Genomic DNA, 19,608 nt, shown 5'->3' on the forward strand with positions numbered 1-19,608 from the left:
GAATCGATTACTAAATGGTAGAGACACAAAAGCAATGGTAAATTATACTAAATACTATCTATTCCTGTTAAACTATTAAAGAGAATCTCAAAAGGAGAGCTGAGAGTCAATGATGATGAACCCCCCTCCTGCAAGTGCTCGAAAATTAATATTTTATTTAATAGGCACTCTAACGCTGCTCGGTGTCGATTTGTTTTTTTTACATCAACTATCCTATTTTCAACATAACCGAATAGCAAGTGTAGCTGTCGATTGCGGGTTGTTCGTCGTATTCATGATACTTGCCTACTTGGGAAGCAGGCTAATCAAGCGACGTGAAGCTAGTATTTCGGAGTCTGCTGAGCGGTATAAATCTCTTTTTGATAACCATCCTGACTCCATTATTTCCTTTAGCTTAGACGGCGATGTACTATCTTCGAATCACGGACTTGAAAGCTTGCTGGGCTTGGGTGAAGAATCGTCAAAATCCGCTTCTTTTCTACCCATGATCCATCCTCCTGACTTACTCAAAACGCTCCACCATTTTCAAGTGGCTTCTGAAGGAATGCCGCAAAATTTCGAAGCTGCGTTCTTGCATCAGAATGGATTTCCCATCCCTTCTAATGTAACTTTCGTCCCCACCAAGGTGGGCAACCAAATCGTTGGGGTTTATGCCATTCTCAAAGACTTAACGGAGATCAGAGAACAGAAAAAGGAAATTGATAAGCTTTATAAGCAAAATCAACTAATTCTGAACTCCGTCTCTGAAGGCATTTATGGGATAGATATCAATGGACGTACCATATTCTGGAACAAAGCGGCAGAAGCGATCACCGGATGGAAGGTGGACGAGATGCTAGGACGGCGTATACATAATCTCATTCGACCTGTTCATATGGATGGTACTTTCGTCAGACTAGAGGAAAACGCGATTGTGAATACGATGTTGCAGCGTGAAGGCTCGATTGTGAATGAAGATGTGTTTTGGAAAAAGGATGGGAGCAGCTTCCCTGTTGAATATATGTCTAGTCCTATGCTCGAGGTAAGCGGCCAGTTACTAGGCACCGTCATTACGTTCAGTGATATTACCGAGTTGAAGAAGACGCAGGAATTGCTGATTAAATCGGATAAGCTTTCTGCCGTTGGGCAATTGGCTGCCGGTGTTGCTCATGAAATCCGTAATCCGCTGACGGCATTAAAGGGCTTCCTCAAGCTGCTCAAAACGAGTTCGACGAAAGAGCAGTATTATATTGAGATTATGCAAAAAGAGTTACAACGTATAGAATTCATTGTGAATGAGTTTCTTTTTGTATCCAAACCGCAGGCCACACATTTCGTTACAAGTACCTTGTATACGATTGTCATGAGCACAGTAGAATTGCTTCAGCCTCAAGCCCTGCTAAGTAATATTGAAATTGAAGCTGAAGTTGACTCCGGGCTGCCACCAGTTACTTGTGACGAGAATCAAATTAAGCAAGTTTTTATCAATATTATGAAAAATGCAATCGAGTCCATGTCGCAAGGCGGAATCCTGCGAATTCATGCGGAGCTGAAAGGTACGGGCGATCAAATTATTGTTCGTTTCGTGGATCAGGGCTGCGGAATTGCGCCAGAGCGTCTTCCCAAGCTTGGAGAGCCCTTCTACAGCACGAAGGAAAAAGGAACAGGTCTTGGTTTGATGGTCTGTTATCGAATCATTGAAGCACACGGCGGCTTCATGAAAATAAACAGTAAATTAGAGGAAGGCACGGTCGTCGAGATCACACTTCCGACAACAACTTACCTAGTAAAAGGAGCAGCAACAGGATGAACGGATTTCTGATTGATCTAGATGGCACACTTTACAGAGGGCATGAGCCCATTCCAGGAGCCGCAGCTTTCTTGGAATGGCTGCATCAGGAGCAATTGCCCTACTTATTGGTGACGAACAATTCGTCCCGCACCCCCGAACAGGTTGCCGAGCATCTGCAAGCGCTCGGCATAGCAGTACCCGCGGCAGCCGTCTATACGTCCTCACAAGCGGCTGCTCAGTACTTGACCGAGCAGCGCGCAGGCCAGCGCGTGCATATGATCGGCGAAGACGGCCTGCGGATTGCGCTGGACGCAGCCGGCTTCGCTTTCGAGGGGACGACGCCGGACTACGTCGTCCAGGGCATTGATCGCAGCTTCACCTATGGGAAGCTGACGGAAGCGGTCCGCCATCTGAAACATGGCGCGACCTATGTTTTAACCAATCCCGACCGGATGCTTCCGTCGGATGGAGGGCTTATGCCAGGGGCGGGCTCCCTGGCCGCTGCGATCACCGCCGCCTCCGGCGTGGAGCCGGTGGTGATCGGTAAGCCTTCGCCGATCATCATGGCGTATGCCATTGAGCGGCTCGGCCTGCCTGCCGCCGATGTCTGGGTCATCGGCGATAACGTGCACACCGACATCCGCGGAGGCGCGATGGCGGGGTGCCGCACGGCTCTTGTCCTGACGGGCGTGGCCACGCCAGACAATGTGCACGAGCAGCTGGCGTCGGCTGACTTGACGCCGGACTTGGTCTGCACGGATTTGCCGCATTTCATTGCGCAGCTTGAAATGCTATCATCATCGAGCAAGTGAGGGTTGGCGGCTGTACAGCTGCATTAGTCCGATTTCGCCGAACTAATTACCTATTTTCATTGTGTGAAGGTTGTTGACGGCGATTTAGTTGGGCAAATTAGGACTAATTAAGAAGTAATGACACGAAAAATAAGATTAATTCGGCAATTTCGGACTAATGGGTGCCGGGGAGTAATCCGCCCGAGAATAGATCGCGTTATAAATGTTGTTTTTATCGCCTAAAAAAACGCACTACCTTGTTGGCCAAGGTAGTGCGTTTTTCAATCTTCCTCACTCAATCCGATCCCAATCCACATCGAGCTCCGAATCTTTCTCCTGCAGCCGACCCTCTCGGGCATCTTGTTGCAGCCCTTCTAGCCATTTCAACTCGGTGAAAGCACGCTTATAGCTGCCGACCATCATTTGCAAAACAACGCGTGGAACAATGGTCAAATGCTCGTTGTATAAGCTTTTCATCTTATTCATAATCATTTTCTGTTCCAAAATTTTATGTTCAAGAATATCGGCAATCTTGGCTTGATCACCATGAACGGTAAACGGCAGGGCTACATAAAGCGGATGATAATGCTTAATCTCTTCATGCAATTGATGAGACAGCAGCTCTTGAAATTTTCGCTTACCAGCTTCCGTGATTTGATAAATCGTCTTCTCGGGTCGATTCGTATCGCGCACGACTTCCAGTGCTTCTACAAGACCTTCTTTATGAAGCTGATCCATCGCGTAGTAAAGCGAACCATCCTGCAGCTTCATATAATTAGTCATGCCACGTTCTTTCATCGTTTGGCGAATCTCATAGGTGTGCCGATTGGCTTCCATTAATAGTCCGAGAATGACCAGCTTCATCGACATTTGTTTTTTCCTCCTAGTGTCCTACTGGTACATCTCCTTTAACAGGCGCTTTACCAACTTCTAGTTTAGCATTTCCCATCATTAAAATGAACGCAAGACCTAGCACGGCTAAGACGATCGTTGTTTGGAAAACGACAGCAATGGAATCTGCAAGCGCAGTAAGCAGCTTATGCAAGACCTCAGCTGGAATTTTCGCTCTCACCTCAGGTTGCAGCAGCATACGTGCGTCATGAAACTTTTCAGCCATTGCTGGATCGTTCAGCGAAGTCGTGATGTTATCCTTCAAAGCGTTCACTTGAATGCTCCCGAATATGGCAACCCCAATGGCGGAACCAACAGATCGGAAGAAAGCAACTAAGGATGTCACAGTACCCCGACGGCGGAAATCAACTTTGTGAAGTGCTGACATCGACGTAATTGGGAAGCAAGCGCCAATGCCAAGACCAAGAATAATCATGTACGTCGTGATGACCCATCTCTCTGAATCAATGGAAATTCCACCAAGAAGCGATGTCGCTACTAATAGAAGAGCCACCGATACAAGCAGCACATTCCGATAGGAGAATTTACTGATAAAGCGTCCTCCTAACGCACTACTTACTACAACACCTAGCATCATTGGCGTTAATGTCGAGCCAGCTGATGTCGCAGATCCTTCGAATACACCTTGAATAAACAAAGGGATGTAAGTACCCGCCGAAATCAGAACCGCTCCGTAGGCAAAGCTTACACCCATGCTTGATGTAAACAAACGGTTTTTGAACAAATCGAGCGGTACAATTGGTTCTGCGGCGTATTTCTCTATGAGAAGAAAGCCTGCCAGCAATACTACGAAGCCTGCGAACAAACCAATAATCTGCATCGAATCCCACGCATACTCTTTACCGCCAAACTCCAATGCGAACATGAGTGAAACAATAGCTGCGGTCAGAACAATCGTACCACCCCAATCGATCTTCGCCTTAGAGTGTTCCACAGACTCGTGATAGAAGAAAATAATAATCAACAGGGAAACAATACCTAGAGGTAAATTGATAAAGAAAATCCATTCCCAAGTAACATGATCCGTAAAATAAGCACCAATTATGGGTCCAAGTACACTGGATAAACCGAATACAGCGCCGAACAAGCCCTGCATTTTACCTCGTTTCTCTGGAGGGAAAATGTCAAAAATAATAGCAAATGTAATCGGCACCAAGGCACCGCCACCAATACCTTGAATCGCGCGGTAGATGATCAGCTGTGTCATCGACGATGCTGTTCCGCATAACGCAGATCCAATCATAAAGACGATAATCCCGATTATGAAAAATAACTTGCGCCCATACATATCAGATAGTTTTCCGAAGATCGGCATTGCAGCCACATTCGCGATCAGATAAGCCGAGAATACCCAGACGAATTGGCTGAAGCCGCCCAGCTTGGATACAATCGTTGGCATCGCGGTGGAAACGATCGTTTGATCGAGTGAAGCAAGCAAGAGCCCAAGCATCAAGCCCACAACCGTCCAGGTCGGATTTGATTTACGTGTTAAAGACATACGTGAAGTCTCCTCAATCGTTTATTTATATTACATAAATTATTATATTCAAATTTGAGTAATTTGAAAAGATGTTTTTCAGGTTAAAGCCTTTTCCCATGCCTCCGTAGCTTGCGCCCGAAAACTTACAATTATCCTGCAATGTTGCCTAGTTCGCACTTCCTATCATATAATAAAGTTAGAAAAGGTTTTTATGTCCTTTACAATTTCGATAAATTTTATTTGTACCTTTGTACCCTTAATCTAACTTGCAGGAGGTAATCTCATGAATATGAACCAGTTAGAAACCCTGCTCACGATTTCCAAAACGATGAGCTTTCGTAAAGCTGGTGAGATTCTTAACCTGACCCAACCTGCCGTTTCCGCGCAAATAAAAAGTCTTGAGGATGAATTCGGTACGATTCTCATTGATCGTAATCAGCCTGTTACGTTAACGGATAGTGGAAAGCTCTTCTTGGAGCACGCGGAAAAAATATTGCGGATCACCAATGACCTGAAACAGCGTCTTTCTGATCTGAGTCAAACCCCTCAAGGTCACATTCATATTGGCACAACGACTTCTATTGCCATGCAGATATTGCCGAGGGTGCTTTCCTATTTCCAAGATCAATTCCCGCTGATCAAAACAACGATTCATTCCATGACCTCCTCTCAGATCATGACATCCGTGGAAAGCGGTCACATCGATATTGGCATCACGTACTTGTTTGAGAAGAATCCAGCACTGGAGACATCTGTGCTTTATTATGATACTTTCGAGCTCATCGTCTCCACGCATCATCCGCTTAGTCGTTTCACCCACTTATCTATCGAGAAGCTCAAGAACATTCCGTTTATCATGCTTTCCCCGGAAACAGCGGGCCGACGTTTTGTCGATCAAATCTTCAAGTCCTATGAGGTAGCTCCTCATATCGTCATGGAGTTGTCCAGCAGTGAGGAAGTCAAACGCATGGTAGAGCTGAATCTTGGTGTAGCGATTATTTCGAAGATGTCGGTAGCTGATGAATTGCGGCATGGCACATTGAAAATGGTAAAAGTGAATGAATTGGATATTACCCATCCGGTAGGCGTAGTATATAAGTCAGGACGTTACTTAAATTCAGCCATGCAACAGTTTCTTGGCGATCTTAAAGGAATGCCTGAAACGCAATTTATCGGTTCTGAATAAGTTTGTGCTTAAGATGCTAGTATTGCTGAAACTTACCCCACAAAGTGATGTTTGCCTTCGAAGGTTATTCCTATTACTTTGCGGGGACCCCGAAACTAGCAATATTTTTAGGAGGACTAGCAATGAAATTCGACCTACATACGCATCATGAACGGTGCGGTCATGCGCAAGATACCATACGTGATTATATTGAGGCAGCCATCGCGGCCGGACTTCAGGTTATTGGGATCTCGGATCACTCTCCTTACTTTGGAAGTAAAGAAGACCGTGCACAACCTGCAATTGCCATGGCGAAAAGCGAATTTCCGCGATATATCGAAGAAGTACTTCGCCTTAAACAAGAGTATGCTGGCAAAATTAATGTACTCTTAGGTGTAGAATCTGATTATTTTCCCGAGCATGTGGACGTCTATCGGCAAGAATATGCAAAATATCCGTTCGATTACATCATTGGCTCTGTTCATCTCTCTGGCGGTGTGAGTATCTTCAATCGCAACAGATGGAAAAAATTGAATGAAGCTGAGAAAGTAGCCCATAAGGAAGAATATTATGGACTAATTGCTGAATCCGCACGTTCAGGGATGTTCCAAATTCTTGGACATATTGATGCCATGAAAGGCTTCTACCCTGCCTTTTCCGATATCTCGACCCCAAAGGTTGATGAAACACTGCAAATCATCGGGGAATCTGGCATAGCGATCGAGATTAATACGTCAGGTAAAACGAAAGACGTTGGTGGCTGGTATCCTTCACACCAAATTCTGGAGCGTGCGCTGCATTACGGCGTTGAGGTTACTTTCGGGTCTGACGCCCATGTCCCTAGTCGCGTTGCTGACGATTGGGAAGAAGTCCGGAAAACCTTGAAGGAAATTGGATTCAAGCATTGGGTCTATTTCCAAAATAAGCAGAAGCAAATTGTTGCGTTATAGCGGACTTTTTCTTGTCCTAACAAAAGAGGTGCCCCCAGTACAGGGGCACCTCTTTTGTTATCGTACAAACCAATTATATATCATAATTATGTATAGACTTTGCTCTTAGGAAAGCCATCTTCTCATGTAACCCTACTTTTAATACTGCTTCTAGCTGCTCTGGCTTCATTGGTTTATAGAAATAATAGCCTTGAATTTGATGGCATCCATTCGTTACCAAGAAATCCACCTGCTCTTCGGTTTCCTCTTCGTAACCGGGAATCTTTTCAAATAGCTTAGGGACGAATAATGCGTACCGAAATCGTCCACGGAAATGGAGATCCCTAGTTGGCGAAGCCTGTACAGAACTTATTTATTGCTGAACTTGCTGCCTGCGGATAGGAATCGCCATGATCTATCGAATTGACGTTCCCACGGTTCCAACCTTGATATATAATTAAGTTAGATGACCCTGAACGAATGGAGACATGAAGATGGACATACATAACCTTGCAATACATCTCATTGATGAGGACACTGATCAGCCCCGTTATCAGTTCGATGAAGAGGCACTTCAAGAATTAATGAAAAGCATTGGCGAAATTGGCTTGCTCTCACCGATTAAAGTGCGTACAACCGCAGACAATCGATATAAAATCATTTATGGCAATCGCAGATATAAAGCTAGTAAAATGCTTGGACTTCCAACCATGCCTTGTATCGTGTCCACGGTAACGGATGAGATGGAAATCTATCTGGAGCAGATTGCTGAAAATCTAACGCGTGAAGGCTTCTCTCCGATCGAGGAAGCCGAGGCGTTTCATAAGCTCATGCATGACGCGAAGTTTAGTTCTTCTATTAAATATCTTTCTGGTAAGCTTGGTAAGCCGGAATCCTATATCAAAAACAAATGTGAACTGCTCAAGTTTGGGAACTCCGTAAAGAAGCTCATCGCCTCTGGAACCGAGATTCGTAAAGATAAGCTCACTGAGGATCAATTACTGCCGCTGAAGGATCTGCCAATGGAGCATCGTGATCCGCTTGCATTAATCATGGCACGCGATGAGATGCCTGTCAGTGATGTCAAGAAAATTGCGAAGATGTTTAAGGATAAGGACATTTCCGATCGGATTAAAGGCCAGCTGCTCTATAAATCTGGGCCTGAATTAATCGAAACCTGGTCCACCTTCCAGAACAATCGGGCAGAACGAGCAAAGCCCGTCGCAGCCAAAGCACCTGCCAAGTCTGAGAAGGTGAAAGTGGATGTTACTGAGGCTGTTGAGGAAGTAAAAGTTGAAGTCAAAGACGTTACGGCAGCGGAAACTAGGATTTCTTCCCCACAAGCTGACGTTCCCGCAGCAGCTGTGAACCCACTTCAATCAAAATTGCAGCAAATGCTTCGTGCGATTCCCGCTCCTCCCACTCCGAGCGAGCTGAATATGGAGCAGGATGGAATGAATGAGCAAGAAAGAGAGCAGTTCTCACAAGACGTCTCGACGTTAGTGGCACAGTTGGAACAACAATTGGAAGCTTGGAAAAAGGTTCAAGTTTTAGCTGTTACGCACTAACGATTACTGACACCGCATGTGACTCGTGCTATTCCTATTTAGGATAGCTCGGGCTGCATGCGGTGTTTTGTTGCTTGTTCGAATCCATAGGCAATTTGAATTAAAGTAGGTTCACTATACGCCGTTCCAACGAAAGTAATGCCTTGCGGTCCTTTGGTTATATAACCTCCTGGCGCAATAATCCCTGTTGCCGCGTATCCGCCTGGTACCGTTATAGAAGGATATCCGGCTCTAGCGGCTAGGTCAGCACCGCCTTCATTCCCCAGAAACATGAGAGCATCAAGCTGATGCTCTTGTAGTGCATAATCAATGCCGAGTGCACGTGCATTCTCCCCATTTTTCCTCAGACTATCCGTATACACTTGTTCCGTTAATGTCCCGCTTGTTTGCTCTGACCACAGTAAAGTTCCTTGTCCGTATTTCAGTGTCCTATGTGCATGCTCGTTATTAAAAGCAATCACTTCTTCCAAAGAATGTACCAGTACATCCTCTGAAAGCTTAGCCAGATAGGCATTCAAGTCTTTTTTAAATTCGTATCTCATGACGTTATAATCCCAAGCTGTTTGTTCACACGGGAGCACGACGGGATCGATAATTGTCGCTCCTTTTTGCTTCAAGACGGTAATAGCCGCTTCAACGATTTCAAGTCTAGCTTCATCTAAATGCTCATAATAAAAACGAGGGATTCCGATTCGAGCCTTCGCCAAGGCGTTGTCCTCAAGGAAAGCAGTGTAATCTTGAATAGTTTGCCCTCTACTTGTTAAAGTGACCGCATCCCTCTCATCCTGTCCTGCTATTGCACCGAGTACGATTGCTGCGTCCCGAACCGAACGCGCCATTGGACCTGCTGTGTCTTGACTATGCGCAATTGGGATGATGCCCGTTCGACTAACAAGCCCTATGGTCGGCTTGATACCAACGATACTGTTCTGACTGGCAGGGCTAATAATCGAGCCCGATGTTTCGGTGCCAATGGCAGCTGCTGCGAAATGTGCAGCCGTCGCTACGGCGGAGCCCGAGCTTGAACCGCCAACGAAGAGTTCACCAGGGCCATATGGATTCAGAGTCAGTCCGCCTCTCGAACTATACCCCGCCCATATTTCACCTGACATGAAAACAGCCCATTCCGTCATATTCGTTTTACCAAGAATAACGGCCCCAGCTGCTCGAAGCCCAGACGCGACGAAAGAATCCTCAGCAGCTAATGAATTGGCGAGTGCTAATGAGCCTGCACTTGTATGCATCCTGTCCTGGGTATCGATATTATCCTTCAGTAAAATAGGAATACCATGCAGCATTCCACGTGCTCCTTGTGAACTTCTTTCTTTATCTAAAGCTTCCGCTATAAACAGTGCATCCGGATTGATTTCCAAAATTGCATGTAAGACAGAATCATACTTCTCAATACGTGCTAAATACATTTGCACGATCTGAACTGAGGTAGTTCTTCCCTCCATCATAGCTTCCTGCATGCTCGTAATATCAGCTTCGATCAACCATTTCTCACTTACGTTTATCGTAGGCATAGTTAAACTCCTCATCTTTTCTGTTATATGTACAACACTTCTCTAAATTATATAGGCTTCCTGTAAAACGACACCGGCGAGTTTACCTATAAGCAACTATCGGGGGAGTATGCACACAGGTAGAGAAAGATAACGAATTCCCACTACCGCACTACCATACAAGTATGGTAGTATTGATTTAGGCTTCATTTACCAAAGGAGACAAGCATGGATTTTTTCAAAAAACCACTGATTAGTTCGACCCGTGATGCCGTCTATCACACGCTAAAGGCTCAAATTCTGAGTCTTACCCTGCTTCCAGGTGCCACCATTTCGGAGAAAGAAATGTCGGTAAGCTTCAATGTGAGTCGGACACCCGTTCGGGAAAGCTTCGTGCAATTAGCACAGGAAGGCTTGTTGGACATTTATCCGCAACGCGGCACAGTTGTCTCCCTCATTGACTTGGAGCTCGTGGATGAGGCGCGCTTCATTCGAGAGCATTTGGAAAGCGCTGTTATCCGGTTGGCCTGCACCTCTTTTCCAGAAGAGTCCCTCCGCTCACTGCAGATGAACTTAGCCTCCCAGAAAGTCTGTTCGGATGAACAAGATTTCAAAAAAATGTTTGAGCTTGATGAGGAGTTTCATCGAACGATTTTCGAAGGTTGTAAGAAAATGAACACCTGGGCGGTCATTCAACAAATTAACGTGCATTTGAACCGTACCCGTATGCTTCGATTGGCCACAGATCATCATTGGGATGAGCTGTATGCGCAGCATGGACAGATTGTTGACGCCATCAAAGAGCAACAGCCAGATGAGGCAGAGCAATTAATTCGCGCCCATCTGCAGGTTGGCATTTCCGATCAGGCATTATTGAAAGAGAAGTTCCCCACGTATTTCAAATAGGTTGATTAAAATGGAGGCGAATGTACACCTATGAAAATGGTATTCCGCTGGTTTGGGGAGGGCAATGATACTGTCTCTCTTAAACAAATTAAACAAATTCCAGGTGTTGAAGGCATCGTCTGGGCACTGCATGATGTTCCTGCCGGGGAAGAATGGCCGATGGACAAGATTCAGAAGATCAAAGCCGAGGCTGATCGTGCCGGGCTGCATATGCAGGTTGTTGAGAGCGTCAACATTCATGAGGACATTAAATTAGGACTTCCTAGTCGTGATACGTACATCGCTAATTATAAGAAAACGATCGCCACTTTAGCACAGGTTGGTGTCAAGGTGATTTGCTACAATTTCATGCCAGTGTTCGACTGGGTACGTACGGATTTATATAAGGAGCTGGAAGATGGCTCGACGGCTTTATTTTATGAAAAAAGTAAAATTGCCAACCTCGACCTTGCTGAGCATGTTGGGCGGATCAATGCCAACCCTGATTTCAGCATGCCAGGCTGGGAACCAGAGCGGCTTGCTCATTTGACGGAGCTTTTTGACGCCTATAAGGATGTCACTGAAGAGCATCTCTGGGCTAACCTCAAGTATTTCTTGGATGAAATTATCCCCGTAGCCGCTGAGCATGGTATTCGAATGGCTATTCACCCGGACGATCCGCCATGGTCTGTCTTCGGATTGCCACGATTGATGACGAGCCAAGCGAATATTCGCCGCTTCTTAGCTATGCATGACAGCCCCTATAACGGGCTTACCATGTGCAGTGGCTCACTCGGTGCGAATCCGAGTAACGATATTGTCTCGATCGTTCATGAATTCGCAGATCGGATTCCTTTTGCACATCTGCGGAATGTTCGCGTGTATGAGAATGGTGATTTCATTGAAACTTCTCATCGTACGAAGGATGGCACGGTTGATATGTCAGGTATTGTACAGGCGCTGCATCAAAACAATTACGAAGGCTTCTGTCGTCCAGATCATGGCCGTCATATTTGGGATGAGCGCTGTAGACCTGGATACGGGCTGTATGACCGTGCTTTAGGTATCATGTATTTATGGGGACTTTGGGACATGATGTGTCGCCAGGAAGTTACTTTACAAGAAGGAGCTGTCACAGCTAATGAGCGGTTTAACTAATTTTCCATCCTTACACGGGAAGGTCGTTGTGATTACAGGGGGAGCTGGTGTTCTGTGCCGCGTAATGGCATTAGAACTAGCTAGACAAGGCGCACGCATTGCCATTTTGAATCGTACACATGAGAAAGGGCTTGCTGTCGTTCACGAAATTCAAGCTGCTGGCGGCGAAGCGATTGCCGTTGCTTGCGATGTAACCGTAGCCGAAAGTGTAGAGCAGGCTGCAGCTTCTGTAATGGAACAGTTGGGCACCTGTGATATTTTGATTAATGGCGCTGGCGGTAATCATGCAAGTGCGAATACGACGAATGAGATTTTCAAATTGGAGGATATGGCCAATCCTGATGTGCAATCCTTTTATGATCTAAGTATTCCTGGATTCCGCAATGTGCTTGATCTTAATTTCGTGGGTACATTAATTCCAACTCAAGTGTTTACTAAACATATGCATGGCAAAACCGGTGCAACTGTAATCAACATCTCATCCATGAGCGCACCTTCGCCAATGACGAAAGTTCCTGCCTATAGCGCAGCCAAAGCAGCTATCGATAACTTTACGAAATGGTTGGCTGTTCATTTGGCAGAAAGCGGCATTCGTGTAAATGCCATCGCGCCAGGGTTCTTTTTGACCGAACAAAATGCCAAATTGTTAATGAAAGAGGATGGATCGCTGACGGATCGCTCTCATAAAATCATTGCACATACCCCGATGCGCCGCTTCGGCAAGCCGGAGGATTTACTGGGCACCTTGCTGTGGCTGGCTGACTCCGACATGTCCCGCTTCGTTACAGGAACAACGATCCCTGTGGACGGCGGATTTATGGCTTATTCGGGCGTTTAGTAGGTCTAGTAATACGAACCATTTTCTTTTATACTGTTATTAATAAGTAAGACGGAGTGAAGCACACGCCGTTTCATTGCATAACGCTCATTGTGAGCTATGCATTGGAACGGTTTTTGTTTGTTTATGGACAAATAAAGGAGGCCGAGAGTATTGTTGTTTGAGCAAACGTATACGGCATGGATGAATGGTATGATAGCGACTGTTGGAAATGTAAATCACCGGAGGCGAGAATTGTTAGAGAAAGGATTGGGACACGGAACAATTGAATTCTTACGTTGCATTTGGTTTCCTGCAATCGGAAATTTCAATCATTTATATCCAGAGTGGGAAGTACGTGATTTCAATAATGGATACCGGTATCTGGATCTTGCCTACATGCCTGGCGGTGTAAAAGGAGGGATCGAAATACAGGGATATGGTTCGCATGCAAGGGACCTAGATGTCAGAAGATTTAAGGATCTATGTATGCGGCACAGCCTGCTTACCCTTGACGGATGGACTTTTTTGCCAATCGCCTATCTGTCCATCAAGGAAGAACCTAAGCAATGCCAACAGCTTATTCTCTCATTCGTGGGGAGATTCTTATCAACCGATGTGTCGGCTGGTTTGGATTGGGCAGAGGCAGAAGTATTGCGTTTTGCTCGTCGATTGCTGCGACCCATCACACCAGTTGAAGTTGAAGAGCACCTTCAGCTTTCGAATCGTCATGCAAGGCGAGTTTTACATCAATTAGTTGAGAAGCAATTCCTAACTGTTGTAGGAGGACGTCTACGTTATCGTTCATTTCAATTGAAGCAGTAAATAATTATGCCTAACGGACATAGACGACGCTATATGGCTAAATACAATGATCCAGACTGGCTTACGGACACAATATACGCTATTGGGCGAAATTCAGGCAACAATCCTGGTTAAATGTCAAAATAACGGCTACTGGGTCCGTTAATATCTGAACGGAGCTGTGTCGGGTAAAATAACGACCTTGGTGTCCATTAGAGCAGAGTATTCTTACGCATAAAAAAAATCCCCTCAAGTATTTCACCATCCCTCATGAACATCATGAGGCTAATAATGAGTTTTTACTTAAGGGGCTATTTACAAGTTCTATAGTAGCAATGACTTAATCTTCATCTGGGATACTCACAATAATGCGCTCGATCTCCGCTGCGATTTCGGCAATCTGCTTCTCGTAGTTCTCTTTCAGGAGAATTATCGATTGGAGCTCCACTGCTCCCACATGCAAGGCATCTGCCGACAAACTGCCAGCTACACCGATGAGCGTATGTGCTGCTCTTTTGGCTGCTACCCAGTCCTCCTCAAGTTGATGAGTCCTTAGCTGATCTGCAAAATCGCTATAATTCTTCTTAAATAGCTGCAGCATGACGAGCAGAATACTCTCTTTGCCCTCCACTCTGGCCAAAGCCGCTACCCAGTCTATCCCAGCGACATCTTTATAATAAGGAATTACTTCCATCGGCCGTGACTGCTTGAATCCCTTCTCCGGCTCTATCCATTTATGAATGACACGAAATAGTCGCTTAACATCCAGCGGTTTGCTCACAACATCGTTCATCCCCATACGGACATACTCTTCTTGGTCCTGTTTGACCACGTTAGCGGTAAGCCCTATGATTGGCAATTGGCTAAATCTTGGATTCTGACGAATAAGCCTCGTTGCTTCAACACCATCCATGACAGGCATATGGATATCCATAAGAACCAGCGCATAGTCAGCGCTTTCCAGCTTATCCAGCGCTTCTTGCCCATTGGTTGCTAACGTGACCTTGTAGCCCCGTTCCTCAATAAGCTCCATCGCGACTTGTTGATTAATTTCATTGTCCTCAACCAACAGAATGTGTCCCCATGTGATCTCTGAAATTGAATGAGTCGACAGGGCTTCCAGATCAACTGCTTGGGATTGGTGTTTAGGATGGAATAAATATTCCAATGTCTGAAACAGCTCTAGTCGACTAATCGGTTTAACAAGTACAGCATTAGGTCTTACCTCTTCGGGTAGAGACAGCAGCTCTTCCTTCCCCATGGGTGATGTAAGGCAAATAAGGCGTGTTCGATCTCTGTCGATGGTATTCAGGAGAGTATGCCACGTCTCAATGCCATACATGTCTTCGCTCTCCATATCCAGGATGAGACAATCGAGGTCATCGTCACCTTCCTCTCTCCAGCCAACCTGTTTAAACAACACATCCCAGGAAGGAACGGTCGTTACGATGAGGGCGAAAGACTCTAAGGTATCCTGCAAGCTGTTTCGCATGAGGGGATGATCCTCAACAACCATTACGCGATAAGGGTTGTGCCCCTCTCCAATATCCCACTCATCGGGATCGTCCTGCTCAATAACTTGGAAAGGTAAGTCAAACGTGAATCGGCTCCCATTCCCTACAATGCTCTCTGCTTTGAGCACTCCACCCATCAAACTGATCAAATGTTGGCTAATCGGCAGACCCAATCCGGTTCCTCCATACTCACGACTCGTTGAGCCGTCCGCCTGAGAGAAGGGTTCGAATATGTAAGAAAGTCGATCGGCCGAAATGCCAATCCCCGAGTCTTCGACGCTAAATCGCAGTATCATGTCTTCGCTCAATGTCTGCGGACACAGCTCGATATGGAGCATCACATAGCCTGCCCTAGTGAATTTAATGGCATTGCTGCAGAGATTAAGCAGCACTTGTTTTAGTCGAAGCGGATCCCCGAGAAGTCGCTTGGGCAGCTCTGCTGGCGTGCTGAAAATAATTTCAATTTGGTGGCTCTTAGTTAACACACTACAAATGCTGGAAAGCTCCTTAAGCAGTTCATCTAGATTAAAGCTTGTTCTTTCCACTTCTAATTTGCCTGCTTCTACTTTAGAGAAATCTAGAACATCATTTATAATGCCTAACAATGTGTGAGAAGAGGATGTGATATTAGTTAGATAATCCTTCTGATGCTCGGAAAGAGCTGTTTTCCCTAACAACTGTGATAGCCCGATGATCCCATTCAAAGGCGTACGGATTTCATGACTCATTTTGGCAATAAAATGACTCTTAGCTTGATTCGCTTGATCGGCCGCATGTCGCATGGACGCTTCCGTGAAGTCGTGAATGGTACCGACAATGCCTTTCACATCCCCATTCGCATGATGATAGGCTGAAAGTGTGACACGATATTCTCTCCTTACGCCATCTGCTGTAGGAATCGTGATTTCAAACCGCACACTATCGCCACAGCTCAGCACTTCCTGGAAATGCTGCTCCCAAAGCGCCTGCTCAGAAGCTGGCAAAAAAGCGGTCATTGGAAGACCCAACATGTCCTTTGATCTGGTTTGTGAAAGAACACACGCCGCTTGATTCACCGATGTGATTTCACCTTCTGTTGTGAAACCCAGAATGCCCTCCTGCGAATTCTCAACGAGAATCCGATTCCGCTCTTCACTTTCCTGTATGCGACGCTCTGCCAATGTCCTCTCGGTGACATCTGTCGCCGAACCTATGACTTCAATGACATGTTCGCCATCAAAGACAGGCTGTAACGTTGTGAACACGACTTTTCCTTTGACATCCATCTCATAGACGACTTGCTTTCCCTCAAAGGCCTCTTCATACTTCGATTGCAAAAAATGCGCAACGTCCTCCGAAAAATAAGGAATCGCATGCACACTCTTATCGAAATAGTCATCAGGCTTGACGCCAAGCTCACGCAATAATTGACCATCGATGATCGTGTAAACCAATTTATTTTGAACTTTTTTGAGCTTAAATGTAAGCCCAGGTTGGAATCGAAGAATATCAGAAAGCTCTTGCTTCATATGACGCACTTGCCCTTTAAGCGATTCGGAGAGTAAGAAATAACGAAAAAGTCCAGCAACGAACATGCCAGCCCCTAAATGCAAGAGTAAGTTCGGTATAACAAGTTCAGTAGCAGGGAGCTTATAGATAATTACCATATCGACGAATAAAACACTGACTGGACATAAGACAAGCAGCATCCATTTCTTCCAATAGTCTCGGATGTAATAATTAGCAAGCGCACAACCTGCGTAAATAATCAATCCCAGAATCGATACACGAACCAAAACATGAGGATCCATGATCGTTCTGCCAATAATAATGACAACCGTCGTAATGAGCCCCGAAACGCCTCCACCAATGAAAGTAGCCATCAATATTGCAATCGCTTTCAAATCAAGGATATGCCTTTCGCTCACATGGACCCCAGTATAGGCAAGCATAACCCCGAATAGCCCGTGCGTTATACCTGCCCACATTTGAAATTTCCATCTTGCTGTTGCCTTTAATTTAGGAGAAAGAAAAATTTGAATTGATAGAAAAACAAATACAGCGACAATCGAAAAATTGTTTAGTAGGTCTTTCAACATCGTACTCACCCCATCCCGATTGCTCCCACGCTTTCTCAAACTGGGCAGTTAACTCGACAAACTGCTGACGATAATAGTGGATTAAATTCATGGATGGCCCCTCGCAATTCCTTTAGAAGTTCTAACAATACTTAGATCATACCTAGAAATTGTTGTAAAACTTCTATCTAGAATTTTAAGGAAACATGTTTTTTACTCATACTTCCCTAATGCATCTGGAGTTGGAGGGAAACATTTATGCATGCACATTGAGAAATGTATTAACCTGGGCAACCCAAGCCTCATCAGCATCGGCCAGCAACGTATTCCAACCTATAACTCTGGCAGGCACTAGGTTTTTCTCTTGATTATCTACGAACAAAACGTCCGCTTGCTCCTTCGGAAAATGCCTTCGAACAAGCTCGTACACTCCATGCCTCCAGATGATGCATCGCTGTCAACGGCTTTAATTGCTGGAGTATCCAGGTACGACCCACCTTATTTTCAAGCTGTGGGAACAATTCGTTTAACCAATTCCAGAAGCCCTCTTCCGTCATTTTACCATTCCACAGATCACCTTTAATTTCCTTAAAGCGATTCGGTAAGCTGACCAGCGACGCTTCATCTGTGCCATCAGAAAACCCACTCCAAGCTTGAGGTGAAAAATTCGTCACAAGTACACCTGCAACATCCAGTACCAGTTGCGGCTTAGACATGGCTATCCACCACCTTTTCCCAAAGCATTAGTTCTTCTGCAACGCGACCCACATCGATTTATTGCGGAACTCTTCCTCCGAACCAAGCTCTCTTCCGAACCAAGTCGGCGGTACAAACTGCTGTGCAGCCTGCAAATCAGGGAACTCGACTTCAACGACAAGCAGATCAATTTGTTTATATTCATCGATTTCAAATGTAAACCCTTCAGCTTCGAGCGTCGTACGAATCTTCTCTAATGGAATTAATCCGGTACGCTCTAGCAGCTGGTTATAGATTGACTCAGTGATGCTATACTCAACTTCTTCTCGAACCATCCCATGTCCCGACTTGAAGGTATGCGTATAATGCGATTCCCCTGAGCTATCTACAAGCTGGCGCACGCGAATTTCTTGATCGTCAGAGAAGGCCAAGTACGTTTGATAAATGTATTGCTTGGACACTTGTTTCAGTTCGTTATTCGCTAGTTCAGCCGCAGGAAACGCGGGCAATAAATACTTTCTCTCAATTTCGGCACCCATAATTCGGTTAGCCCCTCTCTACTTGTTCATGGTTCGAAAACGAACCGGTGAAATGTCGTTCCATACTCGAAACATTTTACCAAAATGAAACTCATCTGCATATCCACAAGCATCCGCGAAAACAAATATTATGGCTGGTATGAAGGCAGCGTCGACGGTTTTAGTACTATGCTGCAGAACTACTACATGAATGCGGAGAAACAAGACGCTGCTGGTAAGCCTGTAATCATGAGCGAGTTCGGCGTGGCGGGGATTTTTGGCGATGCAGGCTGGGAGCCGCGCCTGTTCAATGAAGACTATCAAGCGGATGTCGTCACGCGTGCTTTGAAAATCTTCCGCGACGACCCTCGCATCGTCGGGACGCTCATCTGGCACTTCGCCGACATTCGTGTCGATGTGCGGAGCGACCGTCCTTACTTCCGCGATCGCGCACGAAGCTTCAATAACAAAGGCTTGCTGAGCGAGTATCGCAAGCCGAAATTGGCTTATCGCTTAGTGAAGGAGATTTATCGCTCTGAACGATGAGACAAAGGGACTCAGCCTATGCGGGCTGGGTCCCTTTTTAAATAACACTCATTTATGTAAGATATCGTCCTTCAACGTAGACACCTTCGCCAACACCTGGTTGATCTCGTCGGCCCCCACATGAAAATGAGCAAGCGCATCATGAAGATTTGTCGCAATCGCTCGAAAATGCTCCTCCTGCAGATTCATCCCTGCATGCGCTTTGGCCATGGATGCCCCTGTATACTGATTCGGCCCCCCTAACGCGAAACTAAAAAATTTAGTCTGATGCTTGCGCTGCTTCTCCATATCCGTGTTGTGAAAAAAGTGATTGACCGTATCATCCGCCAAAACCAGCTCATAGAAGTAGTCCACTACAGCTGTGATTGCCCCTTCCCCACCGAGCTTTTCGTACAACGTCATTTCGCTCTCCATGTGTATCCTCCTTCAAGACTGAATCTCTTTACTGGGTTATATTATCCAAAAACATGGAAAATTACACGATGTTATACG

Annotated in this window: 19 protein-coding genes; 10 read left to right on the top strand and 9 right to left on the bottom strand. The window is 45.6% G+C overall.

Annotation, left to right across the window (positions count from 1 at the left end; genetic code table 11):
- The first annotated feature begins 109 nt into the window (after positions 1-109).
- Together AC58QC_RS17710 and AC58QC_RS17715 are read left to right on the top strand one after the other, a co-directional pair.
- The gene (locus AC58QC_RS17710; RefSeq protein ID WP_497416452.1) at positions 110-1,789 is read left to right on the top strand and encodes a PAS domain-containing sensor histidine kinase; all 1,680 of its coding nucleotides are present in this window, start codon (positions 110-112) and stop codon (positions 1,787-1,789) included.
- On the top strand, positions 1,786-2,583 hold the full coding sequence (locus AC58QC_RS17715; RefSeq protein WP_497416453.1) for a TIGR01457 family HAD-type hydrolase: 798 nt from the start codon (positions 1,786-1,788) through the stop codon (positions 2,581-2,583). Before AC58QC_RS17710 ends, AC58QC_RS17715 begins: the two co-directional genes overlap by 4 nt.
- Positions 2,584-2,853: 270 nt before the next feature.
- Here the strand turns inward: AC58QC_RS17715 and AC58QC_RS17720 are convergent, their stop codons facing one another.
- Both AC58QC_RS17720 and AC58QC_RS17725 read right to left on the bottom strand, forming a co-directional pair.
- Positions 2,854-3,432 (bottom strand): PadR family transcriptional regulator, encoded by a 579-nt coding sequence (locus AC58QC_RS17720; protein WP_497416454.1) that lies wholly within the window; start codon positions 3,430-3,432, stop codon positions 2,854-2,856.
- A gap of 13 nt (positions 3,433-3,445) precedes the next feature.
- Positions 3,446-4,972 carry an MDR family MFS transporter gene (locus AC58QC_RS17725; RefSeq protein WP_497416455.1) on the bottom strand — a complete coding sequence of 509 codons (1,527 nt, stop codon included), beginning with the start codon at positions 4,970-4,972 and terminating at the stop codon, positions 3,446-3,448.
- Positions 4,973-5,237: 265 nt separating this feature from the next.
- Here AC58QC_RS17725 and AC58QC_RS17730 point away from each other — a divergent pair, with 265 nt between their 5' ends.
- Both AC58QC_RS17730 and AC58QC_RS17735 read left to right on the top strand, forming a co-directional pair.
- Entirely contained in the window at positions 5,238-6,140 is a 903-nt protein-coding gene (locus AC58QC_RS17730; protein WP_497416456.1) for a LysR family transcriptional regulator, read from the top strand.
- A 122-nt stretch (positions 6,141-6,262) separates the two neighbouring features.
- Entirely contained in the window at positions 6,263-7,069 is an 807-nt protein-coding gene (locus AC58QC_RS17735) for a histidinol-phosphatase (protein ID WP_497416457.1), read from the top strand.
- Between the two features lie 213 nt (positions 7,070-7,282).
- Here the strand turns inward: AC58QC_RS17735 and AC58QC_RS17740 are convergent, their stop codons facing one another.
- The gene (locus AC58QC_RS17740) at positions 7,283-7,378 is read right to left on the bottom strand and encodes a hypothetical protein (RefSeq protein WP_497416458.1); all 96 of its coding nucleotides are present in this window, start codon (positions 7,376-7,378) and stop codon (positions 7,283-7,285) included.
- 164 nt (positions 7,379-7,542) lie between these two features.
- Here AC58QC_RS17740 and AC58QC_RS17745 point away from each other — a divergent pair, with 164 nt between their 5' ends.
- A complete protein-coding gene (locus tag AC58QC_RS17745) occupies positions 7,543-8,616 on the top strand; it encodes a ParB/RepB/Spo0J family partition protein (RefSeq protein WP_497416459.1) in 1,074 nt (357 codons plus the stop codon).
- A gap of 38 nt (positions 8,617-8,654) precedes the next feature.
- On the opposite strand, the gene AC58QC_RS17750 is transcribed toward AC58QC_RS17745, so the two are convergent.
- Positions 8,655-10,142: an amidase family protein gene (locus AC58QC_RS17750; RefSeq protein WP_497416460.1), complete on the bottom strand. Its 1,488-nt coding sequence runs from the start codon at positions 10,140-10,142 to the stop codon at positions 8,655-8,657.
- 207 nt (positions 10,143-10,349) lie between these two features.
- Here AC58QC_RS17750 and AC58QC_RS17755 point away from each other — a divergent pair, with 207 nt between their 5' ends.
- From AC58QC_RS17755 to AC58QC_RS17770, 4 genes are all read left to right on the top strand, one after another.
- Complete coding sequence (locus AC58QC_RS17755; RefSeq protein ID WP_497416461.1) at positions 10,350-11,027, top strand: GntR family transcriptional regulator; 678 nt, start codon at positions 10,350-10,352, stop codon at positions 11,025-11,027.
- 30 nt (positions 11,028-11,057) lie between these two features.
- Positions 11,058-12,164, top strand: a complete 1,107-nt coding sequence (uxuA, locus tag AC58QC_RS17760) for a mannonate dehydratase (protein ID WP_497416462.1) — start codon at positions 11,058-11,060, stop codon at positions 12,162-12,164.
- Entirely contained in the window at positions 12,148-13,002 is an 855-nt protein-coding gene (locus tag AC58QC_RS17765) for an SDR family oxidoreductase (protein WP_497416463.1), read from the top strand. Before uxuA ends, AC58QC_RS17765 begins: the two co-directional genes overlap by 17 nt.
- 183 nt (positions 13,003-13,185) lie before the next feature.
- The gene (locus tag AC58QC_RS17770) at positions 13,186-13,806 is read left to right on the top strand and encodes a transcriptional regulator (protein ID WP_497416683.1); all 621 of its coding nucleotides are present in this window, start codon (positions 13,186-13,188) and stop codon (positions 13,804-13,806) included.
- 319 nt (positions 13,807-14,125) lie between these two features.
- On the opposite strand, the gene AC58QC_RS17775 is transcribed toward AC58QC_RS17770, so the two are convergent.
- The 4 genes from AC58QC_RS17775 to AC58QC_RS17790 form a co-directional block, all read right to left on the bottom strand.
- The gene (locus AC58QC_RS17775) at positions 14,126-17,377 is read right to left on the bottom strand and encodes a response regulator (RefSeq protein WP_497416464.1); all 3,252 of its coding nucleotides are present in this window, start codon (positions 17,375-17,377) and stop codon (positions 14,126-14,128) included.
- A 235-nt stretch (positions 17,378-17,612) separates the two neighbouring features.
- The gene (locus tag AC58QC_RS17780; protein ID WP_497416465.1) at positions 17,613-17,738 is read right to left on the bottom strand and encodes a hypothetical protein; all 126 of its coding nucleotides are present in this window, start codon (positions 17,736-17,738) and stop codon (positions 17,613-17,615) included.
- Positions 17,725-18,072, bottom strand: coding sequence for a hypothetical protein (locus AC58QC_RS17785; protein WP_497416466.1), 348 nt, complete (start codon positions 18,070-18,072; stop codon positions 17,725-17,727). The genes AC58QC_RS17780 and AC58QC_RS17785 overlap by 14 nt, the downstream gene beginning before the upstream one ends.
- Before the next feature lie 27 nt (positions 18,073-18,099).
- Entirely contained in the window at positions 18,100-18,591 is a 492-nt protein-coding gene (locus AC58QC_RS17790; RefSeq protein WP_497416467.1) for a CYTH domain-containing protein, read from the bottom strand.
- Positions 18,592-18,675: 84 nt separating this feature from the next.
- Between AC58QC_RS17790 and AC58QC_RS17795 the strand changes: the two genes are divergently transcribed.
- Positions 18,676-19,116 carry a glycoside hydrolase family 2 TIM barrel-domain containing protein gene (locus tag AC58QC_RS17795; RefSeq protein WP_497416468.1) on the top strand — a complete coding sequence of 147 codons (441 nt, stop codon included), beginning with the start codon at positions 18,676-18,678 and terminating at the stop codon, positions 19,114-19,116.
- A 48-nt stretch (positions 19,117-19,164) separates the two neighbouring features.
- Here the strand turns inward: AC58QC_RS17795 and AC58QC_RS17800 are convergent, their stop codons facing one another.
- Positions 19,165-19,530 (bottom strand): group I truncated hemoglobin, encoded by a 366-nt coding sequence (locus AC58QC_RS17800; protein WP_497416469.1) that lies wholly within the window; start codon positions 19,528-19,530, stop codon positions 19,165-19,167.
- Positions 19,531-19,608 lie beyond the last annotated feature (78 nt).

The sequence above is a fragment of the Paenibacillus sp. J22P51 genome, from assembly GCF_059692215.1.